This window comes from Chromatiaceae bacterium (assembly GCA_024235395.1).
Taxonomy (GTDB): Bacteria; Pseudomonadota; Gammaproteobacteria; order Chromatiales; family Chromatiaceae; genus Thiosocius.
The window spans coordinates 1,106,956-1,125,526 of the sequence record JACKMK010000002.1 but is presented as its reverse complement, the minus strand read 5'-3'; the positions used below and the strand labels follow the sequence as shown (position 1 = coordinate 1,125,526).

The window sequence follows — 18,571 nt, the reverse complement described above, 5'->3', positions numbered from 1 at the left end:
CTCTTGGCAGAGCTGATCGGGTCACCGTCACAAGTACTACTTCGATACCGTGAGGTGAGACATGGGCGGTAAATTGAAGGGGGAGAAACATGTCGACGACCGCGGCTATGCGCGGCGCGTAGTGATCGCCGCCTCCGTGATTGGATTAGTGGGTCTGATCTACATTGGTTTGGCGATTCGTCAAACCGAACCGGACTATTATCGACCGGCTCACACCGCCTTGGTTGCGGCACGCCAACACCTGGAAGCGTCATTGGGACAGGAAACTGCCTTGCTGGAGCAGCTACAGGGATCACACAAAAACCTTGAAGCTGCGATTGCAGCGCTCGATGAGGCCAGTATCGACCCCGACGTTCGGAATGATGTGGCAGCCCTTCGCGCGCGGCTGCGTGCACTGGAGGACGTGGGCCGACTGCAGGATACCAGTCCTCAACAACTGCGCGAATCGTATCGCGCAATCAGTCACCAGCTCGGTGCGCTCATCGAAGAAATAGAACGGCGCCAGGACTAGCCGACGTTGTTCGCGGTGCCGGCGCCTTGTGTTTTCGGAGTATCTGCCAGAATCTGCATTGTCGCTCGTAGTCTGGTTTCCCGATGAGTCTGCTCGCTCTGCATCTCGCGACCTTGCTGGGTGGCGCCTTGGCCATCTTGCTCAGTGTGGACATCTTGCGCACACGACGCCCCCCGGCTGCCACCCTGGGATGGCTGGTGTTCATGCTCGCCCTACCCTGGCTTGCAGTACCGCTCTATCTGACCTTGGGCACGCGCAAACTGCGCGCCTATGCTGGCGAGAAGACACTCATCTTCCCGGTAAACGACGGCTTGGCTGAGCCATCGGATGACCTAGGCAAGGTACTGGCCAGTGCCGGCATCCCTCCGGCGCTGCCAGGGAACCGTGTGAGCTTTCACCCCGACGGTTTAGGTGCGTTGGAGGCGTTATTGGCACTGATCCACGACTCACGAACAAGTCTTGACGTGTGTATGTTCCTGTTCGCCGATGACAAAGCGGGTCGACGGATCATGAACGAGCTGGAAAAAGCTGCGGCGCGCGGCGTCAGCGTACGTATCCTGATCGACGGCGTGGGCTCGTTTCTGTTATCCAAGCAGCGACAACGCGAGCTGACCGATGCCGGCATCGCGGTAGCCCGATTCATCCCTGTATTGCATCGCCCTTTCCGCGGCCGCACCAACCTACGCAACCATCGTAAGTTTGCCATCGCCGATGGATCCCGCGTCTGGCTCGGCGGGCGAAATCTCGCCGATGAATATTTTGCGCAGGACGACGACTGGATTGATCTCAGTTTCGATATCGAGGGCCCGGTTGTGGAGCGCACGTCTCAGGTCTTTGCCGCTGACTGGCGGTTCGCAACAGGCGCCGCGACCGCTATACCAGCCGCGGTCCCGGCCATGGGTTCGAGCTCTATCCAGGTCATACCGTCTGGCCCCGACATGCCGGGAGAGCCGCTGCACGATGTACTGCTGACAGCCTTGTATGGGGCGAAGACAAGAATCCTGGCCGTGACACCTTACTTCGTGCCGGATGAAAGTCTGCAGCGCGCACTGTGTCTGGCCGCATTGCGCGGCGTGCGGGTACAACTGATCCTGCCGAGACAATCGAATCACCGCCTGGCCGACTTTACACGTAGCCGCTATCTGCGTGAGCTTTCGCACGCCGGCGCCCAGATCACTCTAGTGCCTGGCTCGATGGTCCACGCCAAAGCCCTCGTGATCGACGAAAGGCTGGCCTTTGCTGGGTCCGCCAACCTCGATCTGCGCAGTCTGTTCCTCAACTTCGAATTGGTTTGTCTGTTCAGCAGCCTCGGCGATATCCGCACGATTGCCGCTTGGTGGGAGCAGTTGAACCAGCAGGCCGCAACCTACGAACCGCAACCCGTCGGCACCCTGCGACAGGTTTTCGAGGGCTTGGCCCTCCTTATGGCCTTCCAACTGTGAGGATCGGCACAAGGCTTGGTCGTCGATGTGAGTTGAGACGAAGTACCCCTAAAACAGCCATCCCGCATTGCGCAGCAGCAGATATCCGGTCAACATGCCACCGAGGTGCGCGAAGTGCGCCATACCATTGGCTGTTCCGGTCACACCGGCTACCAACTCGACGATGCCGTAACCGATAACGAACCAGCGCGCCTTGACCGGTATGGGAGGGAACAACAACAGCAACTGCCGATCGGGATAGAGGTAACCGAACGCCAACAGTAAGCCGAAAACGCCTCCGGAAGCACCCACGATTGGGTAAGCTTCGACGCCGCGGGTCAGCAGAAAATCCGCAACGATCAGATGCATCAGAGCCGCACCGATAATGCACGTGAAGTAGAAGACGGCGAAACGTATTGAACCCCAGCGCCGCTCCAATGGGGCACCGAATAACCACAAAGCATACGTATTCAGCGCCAGGTGCAGGACACCACCGTGGAGAAACGCGTACGTAACGACCTGCCAGGGGTGAAACTCCGATGTGCCCAGCGTCACCGTCGTGGTCAGCCCCAAAGGCCAAAGCGCCAACCAGTCGATCAAGTGATTGCCGCCAGCAAGTTCCGCGAGGAAGACCAAGCCGCACACCGCCAGCACCGCGTTGGTGACAGGAAGCTCTCTCATGATGCGCCTCCCATCTGCGCTTCTACCAGTTCTGATCGGATGGTATGCATCATGATCACGTCGTCTTCTCCAGGTGCCCACCAAAACCGAGGCGCATGGCCGACAGCAGTCGATCGGCGAGGTCCGCCTCGCCACGCGAAGCAAACCGCTCGAATAGCGCAGTCGTCAGTACAGGCGCAGGCGCACCCGTTTCGATCGCTGCAAACGCAGTCCACCGCCCCTCACCAGAATCGGACACCCGCCCCGCAAACCCGTCCAGTGATGGATCGCCATGTAGTGCCTGTGCCGTCAGATCCAGCAACCAGGAAGCGATGACACTGCCGCGCCGCCAGACCTCGCTCACCTGGGCGAGGTCCAAGTCGAAGCAGTACGCCTTAGGATCCCCCAATGGGGCCGTCTCGGCGTCGGCATATGCTTTGTCGCGACCGACTCCGGCATGCCGCAGAATATTGAATCCCTCGGCGTATGCCGCCATCAATCCGTATTCGATACCGTTATGAACCATCTTGACGAAATGCCCCGCCCCGGCCGGTCCGCAATGCAACCAGCCCTGTTCCGCCGGCGACGGTTCCCCTTCGTTGCCCGGTGTACGTGGCTCGCTGAAACCGGGTGCGAGCGTCTGGAAAATCGGTGTCGCATGATCGACTGCCGCGCTGTCGCCACCGATCATCAGGCAGTAACCGCGCTCTCGGCCCCATACCCCGCCACTGGTACCGACATCGAGATAGAGGATGCCGTGCAGTGACAGCCTTTGCGCGCGCTCGATGTCGGCTTTGAAGTGGCTGTTGCCGCCATCTATCAGCACGTCACCCACCTGCAACTTCGCCGCCAGCTCATCGACAAGCTGATCAACCATTGCAGCTGGGACCATCAACCATACGACTCGCGGCGGTGCCAGTCGTGCAATGAACTCATCGATGCTGCGGACGCCGTCCGCACCCACCGACGACAGTGCTTCAATCGCCTCATCGGACTGGTCGTATACGACGCATTGATGGCCATCGGCGAGCAAACGCCGCGTCATGTTGGCGCCCATGCGCCCCAATCCAATCATTCCTATCTGCACAGTGATGCCTCCGCAGCGTTCGCGCAACCGACGACGACGGTTCGGTCGCCTTGACAGATGTAAGTACCACACCGCTACCGACCATCCGTCCATGACGGTCAGATGCCGTGATAGCGCACCCCGGTATCGAGGGTCAGGTCCGCGCGCAGTTGACGGATGGCGCCCAGTTCCGCCATGCGTCGCGAGATCGCACTGTCCGGGTCCTTGAGGTCACCGTAGGTCAGCGCTCGATGCCCTTCGCGTTCACAGGCCGCTGCACAAGCGGTCGTCCCATTGACGCCGTCGATGTGCTCCTGGTCCATGCGCACAACGCACAGCGTGCAGCTCTCCACCGTGCCCTTGCCGCTGGGGTTGTACGGCGTGTGATCGACCGTGTCGTAGGCAATGAAGGAACGGGCACCGTACGGGCAGGCCATCATGCAGTAGCGACAGCCGATACAGAGGTGTTTGTCCACCAAAACGATGCCATCCGCCCGCTTGAATGACGCACCCGTGGGGCAGACGTCCACGCACGGTGGTGATGCGCAATGCTGGCACATGACAGGGACGTTGATGCGGCGCTTACTCAAAGGGTCTTCCAGCTTGTAGATGCGCAACCATTGCGGATCAATCGCCGGACGCCCCGTATCGGGGAGACGATGCAGTCGATCACACGCCTCCACACACGCTCCGCATGCCGTGCACTTGTCCGCTTCAACCAGCATGCCCCAGCGCACACTGTCGCCGACTGGCTGATCGCCGAGCCGCTCCCCAGGAAAAGTCTCCTGATCCGCTGAAGGTGGAGGCCCGGAATCCCCCGTCTGCGCGGCACGAAGCAGTACGCCCGGTATCGACACCATCGCACCAGCCGTGAGCAGGCTGCTGAGAAAACGGCGACGTGCGCGGTCCGACAATCCGTTTCCCGGTTTCGCTTCTACATCGTTGTCGCTCATCGTCCCTCACCGTTCGTGTAGGCAGCGAAAGCACCCATATCAACCACGTTCGCCGCCTGCACACTCACTTTTGGCAGTATCGCGTCGTTCAACACCGCACCTCACGGCATCATCCAGGAATCGGCCCAGCCAAACGCTGGACCGCCGTACCACCAGTCGTCTTGTCGGGTCCAGTTGTCCCAGTCGGCGAGTGACTGCCGTCGCGCTACGGCATCCAGGTAGGTACGCTGCATATAATTGATGACAGGATCGGCCACTCCCTTGTCTCTCAGGCCTGCCAATTGCGCAGCGCTCAGCCGATAGGCGGTGCCGGATTCGCGCATTCGGTCGATGATCTCATGAGGGGGAACCCCCTCGTCACTCATCTGGACAACCTCTGGGACCGTTACAGCTGGAACGCTCTCACCTTCGAGCGTCGCGCATCCGCTCAGCAACGCGATCACGCCGAGCAATAGGGTAAATCGAGCATGCCGTAATGCGATTTCAGTATGTTTCATCAGTAGATGCTTCCGGGTTGAGTCTGACGTGACGCACAGCTGTTAGCTGACGCGCCGGGTGTCATGGTTCTGGCGACTGTGCTCAATGTTTCGCCGGCAATACGACGGCGACGAAACGACCCTGACCACGCAACAACAACACCGGCAGCGGCTTGTCGGCAGGGACTTCCTCAACCAGGTCGGAAAGATGCTGGATGCTGTCGATGGGCACCTGATCAAAGGCAACGATCACGTCACCCGTGTGCATACCGGCGTCGAATGCGCGCCCCGTGCTATCGACCTCACGCACCATAGCGCCGCCGTTGGGTAGGTCGAGCTCCCTGCGCTCGGCGTAGGTGGGATCGGATACTGTGACGCCAAGCGACGCAACGCCTACCACGTGCTCATTGCCGGCGTGGACGGGCGTTACAAACGGAAGCAGGCAAAGAATCACTGTGCCGACAAGGTTCTTTGTGTTCATGTTGGTACTCTCCAATTGTGTTGATCGGATGTGGCCGGCACGAGACCGCAGAAACCCTACAGCCAGGCCGCGACAACGAATTGCGATTCGCGATCAGGCCTCGATGACTGCCGTCTCGCTAGCTTTTTCCTGTTCCATCAGCTGCCTGGCTCGTGCAACCTCCTGCGCATCACCATGAGCGATGACCAGAAACCTATCCGCCTTGACGATGCTTTCGTACTTGACGACATCCTTCTTTGGCAGTCCCATACTGACCAGCGCCGCCCCCAGCGCGCTAATGCCACCCACGACGGCGGCACCTTGGGCTGCGGTCGCGAGCAGATGAATGAATGGTCCGGCAGCAGCTATCGGACCGATGCCCGGAACCCAAAAGAAGGCCGAGCCAAACAGCAAGCCCCACAGACCGCCCCAGACCAGGCCCGCACCGCCCCAGGTCTTGACACGGTCCCCGGTGGTATAGAAACCGACCGGATGTTCTTCCGAGTGGTAGCCCTTGCCGATGATGGATAGCTGGCGCAACGGAAAGCCGTTGGCCTCCATCGACTTGACAACGCGCTCCGCCTGCACATGCGTATCGAAAACACCGATTACGGCCTTGTCGTGCACATCAGTGTCGTGCGGTATTTGTGTTCCGTTCTCGGAATCTACCGAGGTCGTCGCCAACGGTGGATGAATGGTTTCACTGGTCACGATGTCACTCCTAGTCTGTAGATCGAACACGGCAGGTCGCCATCAATTGTTCGAGCTTGGATGAACTCAACGAAGCACAGGATGTGCCAAACGCGAACGCCCCACGGTACGGGCGTTGCCAGGATGGCAAGCAACCAGGTGGCGACGAGTTGGTGAAAATAAACCGGGGAAATTCAGCCGTTGGGGGATACGGCCCGAATGGTTTCAGTCGGTGACTGCAACCTTGATGGATGCACGTGTACGCCAGAAGCGGTACGTGCCCCAGCTTGCGGTCAGGAGGCTCACGGGGATTAGCGCGCCTCCTATGAGTTCTATAGCGATGTTGCCTTCGAACAGCTTCAGCAGTGTTATGCCCGATACCAACATCATCAAGGCTGTTCGCCACCAAGCCAACAAGGTACGCTCATTGGCCAGGCGCGTCCGGTCGATGGCCAGCTGGTCTCGAAGGATCAGGTTCTTGGCATTGCCGGCATAGAGTTGATACGTGGATGTGGACCACCTCATTGTTCAGCAACCACCTGTACGTTCATCGTTCGTCTTCCACTATTAGAGCCGTCTCGCCCGCCCGTGCGTCAGTCACTCGTCTTCAATCCGTACTTTTGCACACGGTAGCGCAGTTTCTCCCGGGTGGTGCCGAGCACCCGGGCGGTCAGGCTCACATTGTCACTGTTGCGCATCAGCGATTCGGTCAGAATACTGCGCTCCATCTCATCGAGGCTGATGCTGCCGTCCAACGGCAGGCAGATACGATCGCCGTCGGTCTGAGCGCCCGGTCTTGCTTCGGCTCCCGCTGCCTCTGCACTGTCCAGATGCAACCAACGCTCAGAAAACACCGGTCCGTCGGCGAGCAGCACGCAGCGTTCGACGAGATTACGTAGTTCACGTACGTTTCCTGGCCAACCGTAGGTACCGAGACGTTGCCACACGGTCGACGGCACCGTCTCCACCCGTTGCCCGGACCGGGCGTTGAACTCATCAATGAAAACGGGCAGAAGATCCTCCAAGTCTTCCCGACGATCGCGTAATGGCGGGACTGCCAGGCGAAACACGGCGAGACGATGGTAGAGATCCGCGCGAAACTCACCACTCGAGACACGCGCTTCCAACTTCTGGTTGGTGGCGGCGACAACCTGAACGTCAACATCCAGTTCGCGCTCGCCGCCCAGCCGGCGCACTCGCCGGTCTTCTATCGCTTTGAGTAGCTTGGTTTGAAGATCCAGTTCCAGTTCACCCAGTTCGTCCAGGAACAAGGTGCCACCATTGGCCTGTTCGATCAGGCCGCGGCGGCGACCCTTTGCGCCGGTAAAGGCGCCAGTCTCGTGTCCGAACAGCTCAGCCTCCATCAGCTCCCTCGGCAGCGCCGCACAGTTGACTTCGATCAACGGCCCGCTGGCACGCGGTCCAGCGTAATGCAAGATCCGCGCTACAAGGCCCTTTCCGGTCCCAGTTTCGCCGGTGATCAGCAGCGCGGAAAAGGGAACATTGGCCAGCCGGCCGAGCATATCCCTCACCTCGCGTGCCGCCTTGCTACGGCCGACGAAGGCATCCGGCGAGTAACGGTCGCCTCGGGTACGCTCTTCATCCTGCAGCCGCCGTTGCGCCCGCGCGCTGCGTGCAGCACCTGCCACGACAATTTGCAGGCGTTCCTGGTCACAGGGCTTTTCCAGGAAATCAAATGCACCAAGCTTGAGTGCGCGCACCGACTCGGGGACACCACCATAGGCGGTGAGCAGTATCCATTCGCTCAACAACCCTTTGGCACGCACCTTTTCAAGTAGATCCAGGGCGTTGCCATCGGGCAGGTTCATGTCCGACAGTACAACAAGCGGTTCCAGGTGCTGCTCGAATAGAAAACGCTCTGCCTGCTTGAGGTCCGTTGCGTGCACAGCATCCCAGCCACTGCCCGAAAACTCGTCGCACAGTTCGGCGCCCAGGAGCGGCTCGTCTTCGATAACCAACAGAGTGTCAGGCATTTGATTCTTCTCCCGATTCAGCGGGCGGACCGCAAGGCAGGCGCAAGGTTACCCGCGCGCCGCGTGGTGAACGATTTTCTAGTGTTAGATCGCCATCGAGGTCGCGGACAAAGCGGCGCACCATGGCCAACCCGAGTCCAGTACCTCCGGCGCGGTTCGTTGCGAAAGGACGAATGCCCGCGCGCAGCATCTCCTCGGGAAATCCTGGCCCCTCGTCGCTGATCTCGATGATCAGCTGACCGTCCAGCCTGGCGCCAGCAATTTCGATCCGTCCCTCTTCGCCTTGAATCTGCACCGCATTAAGCAACAGATTGAGCAGTGCCTGGCGCAGCCCGGCCGCGGGTAGTACACACTGCATTCCTTCGTCAATACGCGACTCCAGGGCGATCTTTGGCGGTGTTTGGTAGCGCATGAGCTCGAGTAACTGGTCCACGGTATCGCGGATACTCAGGTTGACGAACGGCTCTGGCGCGTGACGTGCTGCATCGACCTGCTCGGTCAGCAGATGGGTAATGCGTTTGAGTTCTACGATGACCGAGGTCATCCGCGCCGCCTGATCGCCGTCACCCAACTGCTTGTGCATCTTGGAACAGGCCAGCTGGATGCCTGCCAACGGATTGCGTAGCTCGTGCGCAAGGCCAGCGGATACCGCACCGACCGCGGCAAGGCGCTCGGCACGCGACAGTTCCCGACTCTGCGCAAGCAACGCCTCAGTCGCCTCTCGCACGCGGCGCTCCAGCGTTTGTTCACGGTCTTCGTGTTCGGCCTCCAGTTGCTGAAGGCGGGAAACCAAGCCGTTGAAACTGTGCAAGGCGGGCCTGGCTAGCTTGGCGCTTCGGTTCAGCACGTCGTCGGGCACCAGGCGAAAATCCTGCTCAGCCAAACGGTTGAGCAGGTGCTGCAGATCCGCAAGGGGCTGTTCGAAGCGGTGCTGCAACAGTAACAAGGCTGCCCCACCTCCCAACGGTAGCACCACCAGCAACAACACCGCCAAGCGCAGTTCCACCCGCGTACTCTCGGTCAGACTCACCAAAAGACCGTCATGCTGCTCGCGCTCATTGGCAAGCACCGCCCGCACTTGCGCCAACGTCTCGAACAGGATCTCCACGGAACCTGGCTTGGTTTGCGCGATGCGCTGCACGATATGGTTGAGTCGTCGCTGGGTGTCGGGATGCAGCGCGCCTTCCAGCAGCGAGATCTCACGTACCTGCTCTCTCAGCTGCTCAAGCTCAGTTTGGTCGATGCGCGCTCCACGTAGGCCTTTGAGCAGCGTTTGCTCCATCGTCAAACCGACATCCTGGATCCGCGCGATGTGCGCCAAGTGTTCCTGTACAGGTCCCAGTCGATCCAGGCTGCGCCAGGACATCACCACCAAGCCAACCAACACGACCAACATCAGTACGGCCGTGAAGATAAGCGGGAGCCAGAAGATGCGTCGAACGGATAAGCGTCCCAACGACAGGTGAACGTTGGGCGGGCTCACGGCAAGCCCTGCCCTTGAGCGCCGTCAATCTTCAGTTGAACTTTTATCGACATCGCATGCCTACTCGACCGAAAACCCGCTGTCAAAATCCCTGAATCGCAGGCAGTGCTCGTTGCAAGCTGCGTGCCGCCACAATCTCGCATTCGTCGCCACGTGTTGAGGCCACTTCCGTTCGTTCGCCTGGTTCATGATACCCGCGGTCTGGTTTGAATAAACCAATACTTTCGATCGTCACGGGTCGTCCGACGCGAATCCTCCGGTCGGCACGCACCTAACGGGAACATTGGAAGCCGGCACAAAATTCGCTTGGGTCATCGTCATACAGTCACACACAGGATCCTGCGAATGGACATCGATGCGTTTCGGAATCCGAGCCTCGCTTGGCTTACTTGGCTCCCGCTGGTGGTCGTCGCAGCGATGATGCTGATTTCACGGTTGCGCTTGAGTACGGACAAAGGTCCGCGTGGCGCCGAATCGCCCGCGACCGATCGGCGATCGTCACCAGGTGGCAACCCACCACCTGCGCCGCAGTCGGTGGCCGTCTGGTGGGCATTGCTGATCGCGCTGGTGGGCTGGAATCTGGCGGGTATGTTCATGAATCAGCAGACCCCAACGGTCGCCAAGGTGCCGTACAGCAGCTTCGTCGCTGAGGTCAAAGCCGGCAACGTCGAGCGAGTTGGCATCCAGGGCAGTGAGATCATCGGCAAACTGCGCAGGGCGCGCGACTGGGACCGGCACACAGGTCAGTTGAGTACGGTGACACCTGCCAAAGCGTCCCCAGGCACAGCCAATCCAGCGACGAAGGCCGACAAATCGGGGGCCGTGCAGACAAAGAAGGCGTCACCCGCCGTAACGAGCACGCCGGCCAAAGAGAAAGACGCCGTACCCAAGGCCCAGGTGGTCGACTTCACCACAGTGTTCCCGAGTTCCGTTGGAGACCCGCGGCTCCTGCCCCTCCTGGAGACCAATGCGGTCGAAATCGTCGCGGTGCCCAAGCCGCCGCATTGGTTCGCGGGCCTGCTCGGCACGCTCCTGCCCACGGCGCTACTTGTAGGTTTCTTCTGGTGGATGGGTCGGCGCGCCATGAAACAACAGCAGAGTATCTTCGGCACCGGCCAGTCGCAAGCACGTCGCTTCAACCGCGAACAGGCGCCCGCCGTCACCTTTGCCGATGTCGCCGGCGCCGATGCCGCCAAGGGGCAGCTGCAAGAGATCGTCTCCATCCTGAAATTCCCCGATCGGTACCGTTCCCTTGGCGCACGCATCCCCCGTGGCGTGTTGCTCGCCGGTCCGCCAGGTACCGGCAAGACCTTGCTTGCACGCGCGGTCGCCGGTGAGGCACAGGTGCCATTCTTTTCAATCAGCGGATCGGAGTTCGTCGAGATGTTCGTCGGCGTCGGTGCCAGCCGTGTCCGCAACCTGTTCAAGGAGGTCAAGGAAGCCGCACCGGCGATACTGTTTGTGGACGAACTCGATGCCGTGGGCCGCCGCCGCGGCGCTGGGCTCGGGCAGGTGAACGATGAACGCGAACAGACCCTCAATCAGCTCCTGGTCGAGATGGACGGATTCGACGACCGCATTAACGTCATTGTGCTGGCCGCCACCAACCGGCCCGACGTGCTTGATCCGGCGCTGCGCCGTCCCGGACGGTTTGATCGGGAAGTCGTGGTTGGTCTGCCCGACCTTGCTGGTCGGCGCGGCATCCTTGGCATCCACAGTCAGCCGCTGGCGTTGGCCGACAACGTTGACCTCGATGTATTGGCCGCCATCACCATGGGCATGAGCGGCGCACAGCTCGCCAATCTGTGCAACGAAGCGGCGCTGGTCGCCGCGCGTGAGGGCCACGACGAGATCGCACGTAAAGACTTCGAAATCGCCCTCGACCGCATCGTACTGGGTGACATCAGGCCGCTCGCACTGGATCCCGCCGCGCGTCGCGTGATCGCGTACCACGAGAGCGGCCATGCTCTCGTTGCCTGGTTGACCCCCGGTGCCGACCCCGTACACAAAGTGACGATCGTGCCACATGGCATGGCACTCGGTGTGACCGAACAACGTCCCTCCGAAGACCTTTACAACCTCTCGCGGGAGTATCTTGGCGCACGCCTGCGCGTGATGCTGGGTGGACGCACCGCCGAAGAAACGGCCATCGGCGAGATCACCACCGGCGCCGAGAACGACCTGATCCAGGCCACTCGACTGGCCCGGCGCATGGTGACGGCCTGGGGCATGAGCGAACTGGGGCTGGCGGCCTACGAATCCTCGGGAGAGGACCGATTTCTGGGTTATGAGTTAGGTCAGGGGCGGCCCTACAGCGAGGATACAGCGCGGCGCGTGGATGCCGAGATCGAACGCCTGCTCTCCGAAAGCCACGATGCCGTGCGCAGGCTGCTGGAAGCAGCACGCGAGCGACTCGATCGACTTGCTTCTGCGTTGCTGGAGAAAGAGACGGTGGAATACGATGACCTGCTGCGGCTGCTGGGTCCAAGACCCGAGACCCCGGATGAACCGAGGCAGCGGTACGAATCGGCTACTGCACCTTTTTGATGTATTTACATGCCAAACAGCCAACGATGCAACAGCCTGTCGGGAGCCAGTGCAAACAACCCAGCTGCAACAGCTCCGGTATACAGAAGGATCATGCTCCGCCGGTGTTTACCCACAGAGTGATTTCTCGCCGCCAGGTAACCTGCTGGTACTGTGTACAATACCAGCAGGCTGAGACCGTGTAGCCACCCGAACTTTCCGAAGACCTGAGGGCCAACCTTCGCCGGCATGAACAGGGTCACGACCCCGGTGGCGAACATGAGCATCAGGTATACTTTACCCGCATGTCGGTGTTTGGGGTCTCCTTTCTCTCTCGTCAGCAGGAATGCACCCACAAGCAGTGCTGGCACTACGGTGGCCAGATGGACGTAAGCCAATTGCAAATAACTCATCGGACGATCCCGATGCTCGCTGACCGACAACGCGAAAGAACAGTGCATCGTCCCCACTGATACCGCCCCACCCTGTTGATCCGGCGATCGACACGGGTGCACCTTTTCACGGACTGCCTGCCGCCGAAACATGCGCACCGATAGCGTCGACCAAGTCGTAGAGCGCATCGGGAGAAAGTGGATCACTGATCGACAACCCGCGTGCGGTGTTGGCCAGATCGCCGGCACCAGAGAGACCCTGTAGGCGCGCTGCCACCGAGCGCAACCAGCCGCGCGCCTGATCCGGATTTTCCGGCGCCGTCTTAATCGCCTTGACGGCGTCCGTGTATGCCGATATCCAATCATTTGCCCCAACCGTCGTGACCCACCGAATCGATGCAAGCGCACTACGCAGCGCCTCGTGAACGCCGGGCCAATAAGGCGGCGCCGGATCGACGGCATCGTCCGCGGCACGCAGATCAGCGCGTATCGTGGCCAGTGGCAATAGCGTGAAGTGCCGCACCACGGACTGTTCGATCGTATCGAGCGCTGCACGGACCTTGCTCTTGTCGCCGGCCTGTGCGGCTGCAACCCCTTTGTCGATTGCGGACTTCGTTGCCTGATAGCGTTTGACTGGCAGCGCCACACGGAACGTCTCCAACTCGGCTTGCAGGGGTAACCAAAGTCCCTTGTCAAGGGTCTTTCCGCTTCGCTTGAGGTCTTCGCGAATAATCGCGGACTGCTGCATCAGCGCCTGCAGCGCGGATGATGTGTACAGCGAATCGACGATACGGTTGGCATTGTTCAAGCCCAAACGCATGTCGATGTTATCGTGCTGCTCGGCGGCACGCAGCGCAAGCAGCAGATTTTTGTACAGCGCACGCGCCTTGCCCAGCGTCTCCGAATCGATACCTTCAACCGGTTGCTCAGACTCGATTGTCTTAACTCCGGCGACATCTTGCTCGCTCACTGCCGTCCCGGCATTCGACGCGAAGTCTTTAGCCGGCGGCACCGATAGCGCCGGCGCCGGCGGCGGCGTCTCGTAGTATGCGGGCGCTCGCACATCCGTCGCCCCTGCATAGGCTCCAGCGAGGCCTAGCCCGGTCGTCAACAGCACCGCGGTAAAGCGACTCTTCGTAATACGGTTCATGACAGCAGCTCCAGTCGATGCGCCTTGCCTCGCCCCGACCAACCTGAGCGACGCGCAAGCGCGAAACAAGTTCTGTAGATAGGATGAAGTAGCCAGCGCGGCGTTTGCTTCGGCAAACGTGGCCCGGCCGTCAGGGCATCACGCCTTTCCCGACTTCCTCCCAGTAGCGATCTCGTGCGCGCGTCTGCTCGAATGCGATCTGAGAACGCAGGTCGCCAAGCAAGCGTTGCAAATCGTCGACTACGGGCTTTCCAGACGACGCCTTCCTTGATAACGCAGCGGCCTCCTGAGCCAATGGCCTGGTCTCCGGTGACCTCGAGAGTTTGGTTACGGCTCGCCCGACGTAAGCGACAATCTGCTGCTGAACAAGTGACCCTTTCCCAATGAGTGCAAGCCGGTGAGCGTTGATGACATCAGAATAGGCACCGGCCAGACCGGACACCGGGACGTGCGCGTACCAACGAATGGCGGCTGTGGCATGGTTTACCAAGTCAATCACACTGTCCCAGTTCGGCGGATCTGCGTATGCTGCGCGCAATGCTGCATCGAGTAGCGCACTCATACGCTGAAGTGGAAACACACCCAGCGAATAACTCAACGTTGAAGTCACTTGGTCGAGATGCGCTTTAGCACGATCACGGTCCCCCTGCGTCGCCGCCTGCTTTCCACTCTGAACGGCAGCGCGGACCTGGTGCTGAACGTCGACTGGTGCGTCCTTGATCGATTCGTCGATGTCGACCTGCACCGGAACCCACAACTGGTGATCAAGTGGCTTTCTGCTGTCCGACAGATCGTTTCGAATGATCCGCAACTGCGCCAACAGTGCGGTCTGCTCCTCTGGAAGCTGCAGCGTGGCCAGATCGTCGACTGCCTCTTGCAGCGCGATGCGCAATAGCGCGGGTTGCTTATCTCGCGCTGCGGACCGGGCGTTCTGCAGACTGGCATACAGATCCCGACCCAGTTGCAGTGACACGGGATCGTAATAAAGAGGGGCCTGCTCTTTGCTGTACTGCACGACGCCGGGTGGCCGCGCATCCTCGGTCAGTAAGCCATCATCGGGCTCACTTGCCGCGAAACCTCCCATCGGGGCCGCCACTAGCAACGCGATCAGTGCCAGTTTGTTCGGTAGCTGTCTGTACAGCTCCAGGTATCGCATGCTCAAACCCTCCTCAATTCCATCCAAGACCTGCACACGTGGGTTTCACGGTGCCGCTGCCGATGCGCAGGCAAAGCGCTACTGGTTTGATTGAGTCGATGCAGATTGGGTGCCAATGCACGAGTTGATGCATTTCACCCCGGGTCAAACGGCGGATCGTGGACAGGCGCATCGCCGGCGCACAGCGCATTTGGCGAATATGCCCCGAATACATCGGCTCATTTTCCCCAACGCAATCCGACTGCTTACGCGTCCGGCAGGTCGCGCCCCCTGAACGAGAACATCCGGCGCACGAGCGCTTCGCCCCGAAAATCATGCAGCCAGGCCATGCCGGCGTGGCCGACGAGATAGGCCCACATGAATGTCGCGAGAATCTGGTGAACTTCCAGAGCCGGTAGCGCCCACCCGGCAATCTCCCCCGGTTCCGACATACCGAGCCAGACCAGCGAGCCGGTGAACGCCATACCCAGCGCACACAACGCGCCCAGGCCGTGGACGGCGCGTGCGATCAGGTAGCCATCGCTGTCGTCGGGCATGCTTAGATTGCGCGCTGCGATCAGGGCGCGGCGACCAGCCGTAAACAACGCGCTTCTTTCCACGGTCGAGAACCAGGGGAACAGCGCTCCTAGGCCGTCCTCTTGCCGCCGCACGAACAACCACGCAAACCAGGCGAGTGTCAACGACATCAGCAGCAAACCGACCATCTCATGGAGTTCGAAGCCAATTGTCTCAAGCCAGGGGTATTCAATCCCGGACTTCGGTTTCTGCATGAACGTCGAGAGCAACAGTTGGAGGGTCACACCAAACGACAATCCGATGTGAAGCAGGCGCGTGACGAGGGAATGACGGAATCGCTTGTACATCGCTGCTTCTTAGCGCGCCAACAATCTGTCGATTACGCGTCCGCTCGCAGCGTCCACGTCGATCGTTTCAACACGCCGTCCTGACAAGACGTCCACGGTGTAGACGCCATTTGCGCCTTGCTTGCGGTAATCCGCTTTGAGCGCTTGGCCACCGGCGCGCCGCTCCGCGGCACGAATCGCCCGGGCCAACCCGCCTCGTTTGTCGTCCCGATCGTCCATCAGCAGAACGCGCTCTTTGCTGATCCAGTTCAGCATGAAATCGGGATCGGCATCGAGGACCTTGCCGGATGCCGGGTCTACCGTTAATGCCAAGCCTCCGTCCGGCCCGGCAGTCGTGACCCGGTAATACAGCACCCCCATCGCGGTCTTCCAGCGTAGCACCACGCGCGGGCTGACCGGAGAAGCTCTCAGCGGTCGACACCACGTCGGCCAGGCCGGGCGCTTGCCCGGCAAAGGCGGCTGTCGTGAAAGTCAGGAGTATCAGGCAGGCGGTCAAGCGGCAAACGGTAGGCAAGTGGATTTTCATCTGCATTCTCTCTCTTGAAGTACATCCCGGGGGAACTGGTGCGATACCCTCGGGTGAGCGCTGAGTAACGTCACCCCCCGAGCTTCTAAGCTAACGCTGTGGTGTAAACGCAATCTGCGACCAGCTTTTCCTTGGGACTACAACCAGCCCTTACGGCGAAAAAACCAGAGCATGCCCGCGGCCACCATCAGCATGAAGACCAATACCGCAGGGTATCCGTATCGCCAGTGTGTCAGCGGCATTGCCCAAGGACTGGTGGTATCAACGACGAAGTTCATGCCGTAAAGACCGGTGACAAACGTCAGTGGAATGAAAATGGTCGAAATGATCGTCAGGACACGCATGATGTCATTCAAGCGATGGCTCGCACTGGACAGATAGACATCCAGAAGGCTGACCGCCAGTTCGCGGTGGGCTTCAACGAGGTCCACTTGAAATAGCACATGATCGTGGACATCCTTCAGATACGGCAGAAGGTCGGAGCCGATCCGTGAACTGCCCAATAACATCAAGCGGTTGAGCATCTCCCGGGTTGGCCAGAGCCCGCGGCCCAATTGCAGCAGATCGCGTTTCAACTGGTAGATGTGCGTCAACGTGTCGGGGCCGGGACATTCGAGCAGATTCTCTTCTAACTTCTCGGCGTGCTCCCCGAGCATGTCCAGCAAGGGGAACCCCTGGTCTACTACATAGTCCAGCAGCGCGTGAAACAGTCGCTCGACGCCACCCTCTGCCAACGGAGCATGCTGGTCCGCGAGGCGCCGACGGATTGGGGCGAACAGATCGTCTTCCGACTCGTGGATGCTGACGACGAATCGTTCGCCCAGGAACAGGCTGACCTGCTCCAGGCGCACGTCACCGCCCACCCAGTACGGCCGGATCAGGACCACGAACAGTACGTCGCCATAGTCGTCCAGTTTCGGACGCTGGCCACCCGTGACAACATCCTCGAGCGCTAGTTCATGCAATCCCAAACGATCACGCAGTCGCTCGAGGCTTCCTGCTCGTGGCACACCTGTGATGTCCAGCCACAGATCGTCCTTCCATTGTGACGGAGGATCACACGTGGCCGCTTGCTCCTCCTCGAACACGCCAGAGGAACCAAAATGTACAGTGTGACAACGAAAGGATGCACCAGACTCAGAAGTGGACTGTAACAATGATCCTGGCGGTGTTCCTGGACTCCGATAACGCTTGCCGTGCAAAAATCGTCGCTTTCCCACCTTGTTTGCTCTCCCGACGCTCCGTGGTTTAACCCGCCACCCGGATCGACATCGACCTGGATCGCTCTACGTCGCCAATCCCGGCAGCAGTGATGTCAACCCATGGGCAATGAACTCCACCGCGATGGCGGCGAGGAGCAGCCCCATGATGCGGGTCGCGATATTGATGCCCGTGGTGCCCAGTAAAGCAGCCACCCGGTCACCCAGACGCAATGCCAGCCATACCAGCGTGGCGACCAGGCAGACCTCGAGCACCAGCACCCCTGTCTGCTTCCAGTCGGAGCTGCTGTGCGCGTAGATGATCACCGTGCTGATCGCACCGGGTCCGGCCAGCAACGGTATGCCGAGCGGTACGACACCCACCTGCTCCTTTTCCTGTGCTTCGTTCGCCTCTTCGTCGGTGTGTCGCGCACCGCTCATGCGTGCGTGCAGCATCGCAATGGCCATCAACAGAATCAGGATGCCACCGCCGACTTGAAATGCTGGCAGGCTGATGCCAAACAGCTTCAGCAGGGCCTGTCCGCCCACCGCCGCCACACTCAGCACGACCGCAACCGTCAGCGCAGCGTGATACGCCGTCGCGCGTCGCTGAGCACCGTCTTCGCCACCGGTCAGTGCGGCAAACGCCGGTACCGCGAGCAGCGGGTTCACGATGACGGTCAACCCGACCAGTGAATGTATCCAGTTATGCCACTCAGCCATGCTGCCCACCATGGGATCGCTGACGATCTTCGATGACGATGAACTGAGCTTTCACACTACAGGGGTGCCCGTTTGCAAGACTGCCGCGTGACCATCGCCGTAACCACCACGCGCGAACGCCCGCAGAAAAGATGCAGAAGCCCAACCCAGGCAACACCCAAACGGGTATCGGGAACCCGCGCACGATGGCCTCACTCCATCCAGGCCCGGGCCGGTTGAACACGTTCTGTTGCGGCATCTTCGCTACCTCTCTAGTGAATTCATTAGCAGGATTCGGACCATGCGACGGTAACCTATCCGGCGCTCCCACCGACCGCCGGAT

General features: G+C 60.3%; 19 protein-coding genes. 3 read left to right on the top strand and 16 right to left on the bottom strand.

From position 1 onward, the window contains the following. The first annotated feature begins 61 nt into the window (after positions 1-61). Complete coding sequence (locus H6955_13145; protein ID MCP5314501.1) at positions 62-511, top strand: hypothetical protein; 450 nt, start codon at positions 62-64, stop codon at positions 509-511. Positions 512-594: 83 nt separating this feature from the next. Continuing rightward, positions 595-1,953 carry a PLDc N-terminal domain-containing protein gene (locus H6955_13140; GenBank protein MCP5314500.1) on the top strand — a complete coding sequence of 453 codons (1,359 nt, stop codon included), beginning with the start codon at positions 595-597 and terminating at the stop codon, positions 1,951-1,953. Between the two features lie 48 nt (positions 1,954-2,001). Here H6955_13140 and H6955_13135 read toward each other — a convergent pair whose 3' ends face one another. The 9 genes from H6955_13135 to H6955_13095 form a co-directional block, all read right to left on the bottom strand. Beyond that, positions 2,002-2,613 carry a rhomboid family intramembrane serine protease gene (locus H6955_13135; protein MCP5314499.1) on the bottom strand — a complete coding sequence of 204 codons (612 nt, stop codon included), beginning with the start codon at positions 2,611-2,613 and terminating at the stop codon, positions 2,002-2,004. Positions 2,614-2,668: 55 nt separating this feature from the next. After that, complete coding sequence (gene gnd, locus H6955_13130; protein MCP5314498.1) at positions 2,669-3,679, bottom strand: decarboxylating 6-phosphogluconate dehydrogenase; 1,011 nt, start codon at positions 3,677-3,679, stop codon at positions 2,669-2,671. 98 nt (positions 3,680-3,777) lie between these two features. Further along, on the bottom strand, positions 3,778-4,611 hold the full coding sequence (locus H6955_13125) for a 4Fe-4S dicluster domain-containing protein (GenBank protein ID MCP5314497.1): 834 nt from the start codon (positions 4,609-4,611) through the stop codon (positions 3,778-3,780). Between the two features lie 101 nt (positions 4,612-4,712). Beyond that, entirely contained in the window at positions 4,713-5,108 is a 396-nt protein-coding gene (locus H6955_13120; protein ID MCP5314496.1) for a hypothetical protein, read from the bottom strand. 82 nt (positions 5,109-5,190) lie between these two features. Next, complete coding sequence (locus tag H6955_13115) at positions 5,191-5,568, bottom strand: PDZ domain-containing protein (protein MCP5314495.1); 378 nt, start codon at positions 5,566-5,568, stop codon at positions 5,191-5,193. 93 nt (positions 5,569-5,661) lie between these two features. Beyond that, complete coding sequence (locus H6955_13110; protein MCP5314494.1) at positions 5,662-6,174, bottom strand: DUF1269 domain-containing protein; 513 nt, start codon at positions 6,172-6,174, stop codon at positions 5,662-5,664. Between the two features lie 288 nt (positions 6,175-6,462). Beyond that, entirely contained in the window at positions 6,463-6,762 is a 300-nt protein-coding gene (locus H6955_13105) for a DUF202 domain-containing protein (protein MCP5314493.1), read from the bottom strand. A gap of 68 nt (positions 6,763-6,830) precedes the next feature. Then, positions 6,831-8,231, bottom strand: coding sequence for a sigma-54-dependent Fis family transcriptional regulator (locus H6955_13100; protein MCP5314492.1), 1,401 nt, complete (start codon positions 8,229-8,231; stop codon positions 6,831-6,833). Then, entirely contained in the window at positions 8,224-9,714 is a 1,491-nt protein-coding gene (locus tag H6955_13095; protein ID MCP5314491.1) for a two-component sensor histidine kinase, read from the bottom strand. The genes H6955_13100 and H6955_13095 overlap by 8 nt, the downstream gene beginning before the upstream one ends. Positions 9,715-10,059: 345 nt before the next feature. Here H6955_13095 and H6955_13090 point away from each other — a divergent pair, with 345 nt between their 5' ends. After that, positions 10,060-12,261, top strand: a complete 2,202-nt coding sequence (locus H6955_13090; protein MCP5314490.1) for an ATP-dependent metallopeptidase FtsH/Yme1/Tma family protein — start codon at positions 10,060-10,062, stop codon at positions 12,259-12,261. 5 nt (positions 12,262-12,266) lie between these two features. Here the strand turns inward: H6955_13090 and H6955_13085 are convergent, their stop codons facing one another. The 7 genes from H6955_13085 to H6955_13055 form a co-directional block, all read right to left on the bottom strand. Then, on the bottom strand, positions 12,267-12,653 hold the full coding sequence (locus H6955_13085; protein MCP5314489.1) for a DUF2306 domain-containing protein: 387 nt from the start codon (positions 12,651-12,653) through the stop codon (positions 12,267-12,269). A gap of 106 nt (positions 12,654-12,759) precedes the next feature. Further along, on the bottom strand, positions 12,760-13,749 hold the full coding sequence (locus H6955_13080) for a YfdX family protein (protein ID MCP5314488.1): 990 nt from the start codon (positions 13,747-13,749) through the stop codon (positions 12,760-12,762). Between the two features lie 163 nt (positions 13,750-13,912). Further along, on the bottom strand, positions 13,913-14,938 hold the full coding sequence (locus H6955_13075) for a hypothetical protein (GenBank protein ID MCP5314487.1): 1,026 nt from the start codon (positions 14,936-14,938) through the stop codon (positions 13,913-13,915). Positions 14,939-15,183: 245 nt separating this feature from the next. Beyond that, on the bottom strand, positions 15,184-15,801 hold the full coding sequence (locus H6955_13070) for a cytochrome b/b6 domain-containing protein (GenBank protein MCP5314486.1): 618 nt from the start codon (positions 15,799-15,801) through the stop codon (positions 15,184-15,186). A 9-nt stretch (positions 15,802-15,810) separates the two neighbouring features. Beyond that, positions 15,811-16,161, bottom strand: a complete 351-nt coding sequence (locus H6955_13065; GenBank protein ID MCP5314485.1) for a PepSY domain-containing protein — start codon at positions 16,159-16,161, stop codon at positions 15,811-15,813. A gap of 303 nt (positions 16,162-16,464) precedes the next feature. Beyond that, positions 16,465-17,415 carry a magnesium/cobalt transporter CorA gene (gene corA / locus H6955_13060; GenBank protein MCP5314484.1) on the bottom strand — a complete coding sequence of 317 codons (951 nt, stop codon included), beginning with the start codon at positions 17,413-17,415 and terminating at the stop codon, positions 16,465-16,467. A gap of 198 nt (positions 17,416-17,613) precedes the next feature. Continuing rightward, a complete protein-coding gene (locus H6955_13055) occupies positions 17,614-18,249 on the bottom strand; it encodes an NAAT family transporter (protein ID MCP5314483.1) in 636 nt (211 codons plus the stop codon). Positions 18,250-18,571 lie beyond the last annotated feature (322 nt).

Bases quoted from the DNA above. Each gene is read 5' to 3' on its own strand.
- H6955_13075 (MCP5314487.1), bottom strand. From the start codon at position 14,938: ATGCGATACCTGGAGCTGTACAGACAGCTACCGAACAAACTGGCACTG.
- H6955_13135 (MCP5314499.1), bottom strand. From the start codon at position 2,613: ATGAGAGAGCTTCCTGTCACCAACGCGGTGCTGGCGGTGTGCGGCTTG.
- H6955_13120 (MCP5314496.1), bottom strand. From the start codon at position 5,108: ATGAAACATACTGAAATCGCATTACGGCATGCTCGATTTACCCTATTG.
- H6955_13100 (MCP5314492.1), bottom strand. From the start codon at position 8,231: ATGCCTGACACTCTGTTGGTTATCGAAGACGAGCCGCTCCTGGGCGCC.
- H6955_13115 (MCP5314495.1), bottom strand. From the start codon at position 5,568: ATGAACACAAAGAACCTTGTCGGCACAGTGATTCTTTGCCTGCTTCCG.
- H6955_13065 (MCP5314485.1), bottom strand. From the start codon at position 16,161: ATGGGGGTGCTGTATTACCGGGTCACGACTGCCGGGCCGGACGGAGGC.
- H6955_13125 (MCP5314497.1), bottom strand. From the start codon at position 4,611: ATGAGCGACAACGATGTAGAAGCGAAACCGGGAAACGGATTGTCGGAC.
- H6955_13140 (MCP5314500.1), top strand. From the start codon at position 595: ATGAGTCTGCTCGCTCTGCATCTCGCGACCTTGCTGGGTGGCGCCTTG.
- H6955_13145 (MCP5314501.1), top strand. From the start codon at position 62: ATGGGCGGTAAATTGAAGGGGGAGAAACATGTCGACGACCGCGGCTAT.
- H6955_13085 (MCP5314489.1), bottom strand. From the start codon at position 12,653: ATGAGTTATTTGCAATTGGCTTACGTCCATCTGGCCACCGTAGTGCCA.
- H6955_13105 (MCP5314493.1), bottom strand. From the start codon at position 6,762: ATGAGGTGGTCCACATCCACGTATCAACTCTATGCCGGCAATGCCAAG.
- H6955_13070 (MCP5314486.1), bottom strand. From the start codon at position 15,801: ATGTACAAGCGATTCCGTCATTCCCTCGTCACGCGCCTGCTTCACATC.
- H6955_13055 (MCP5314483.1), bottom strand. From the start codon at position 18,249: ATGGCTGAGTGGCATAACTGGATACATTCACTGGTCGGGTTGACCGTC.
- H6955_13090 (MCP5314490.1), top strand. From the start codon at position 10,060: ATGGACATCGATGCGTTTCGGAATCCGAGCCTCGCTTGGCTTACTTGG.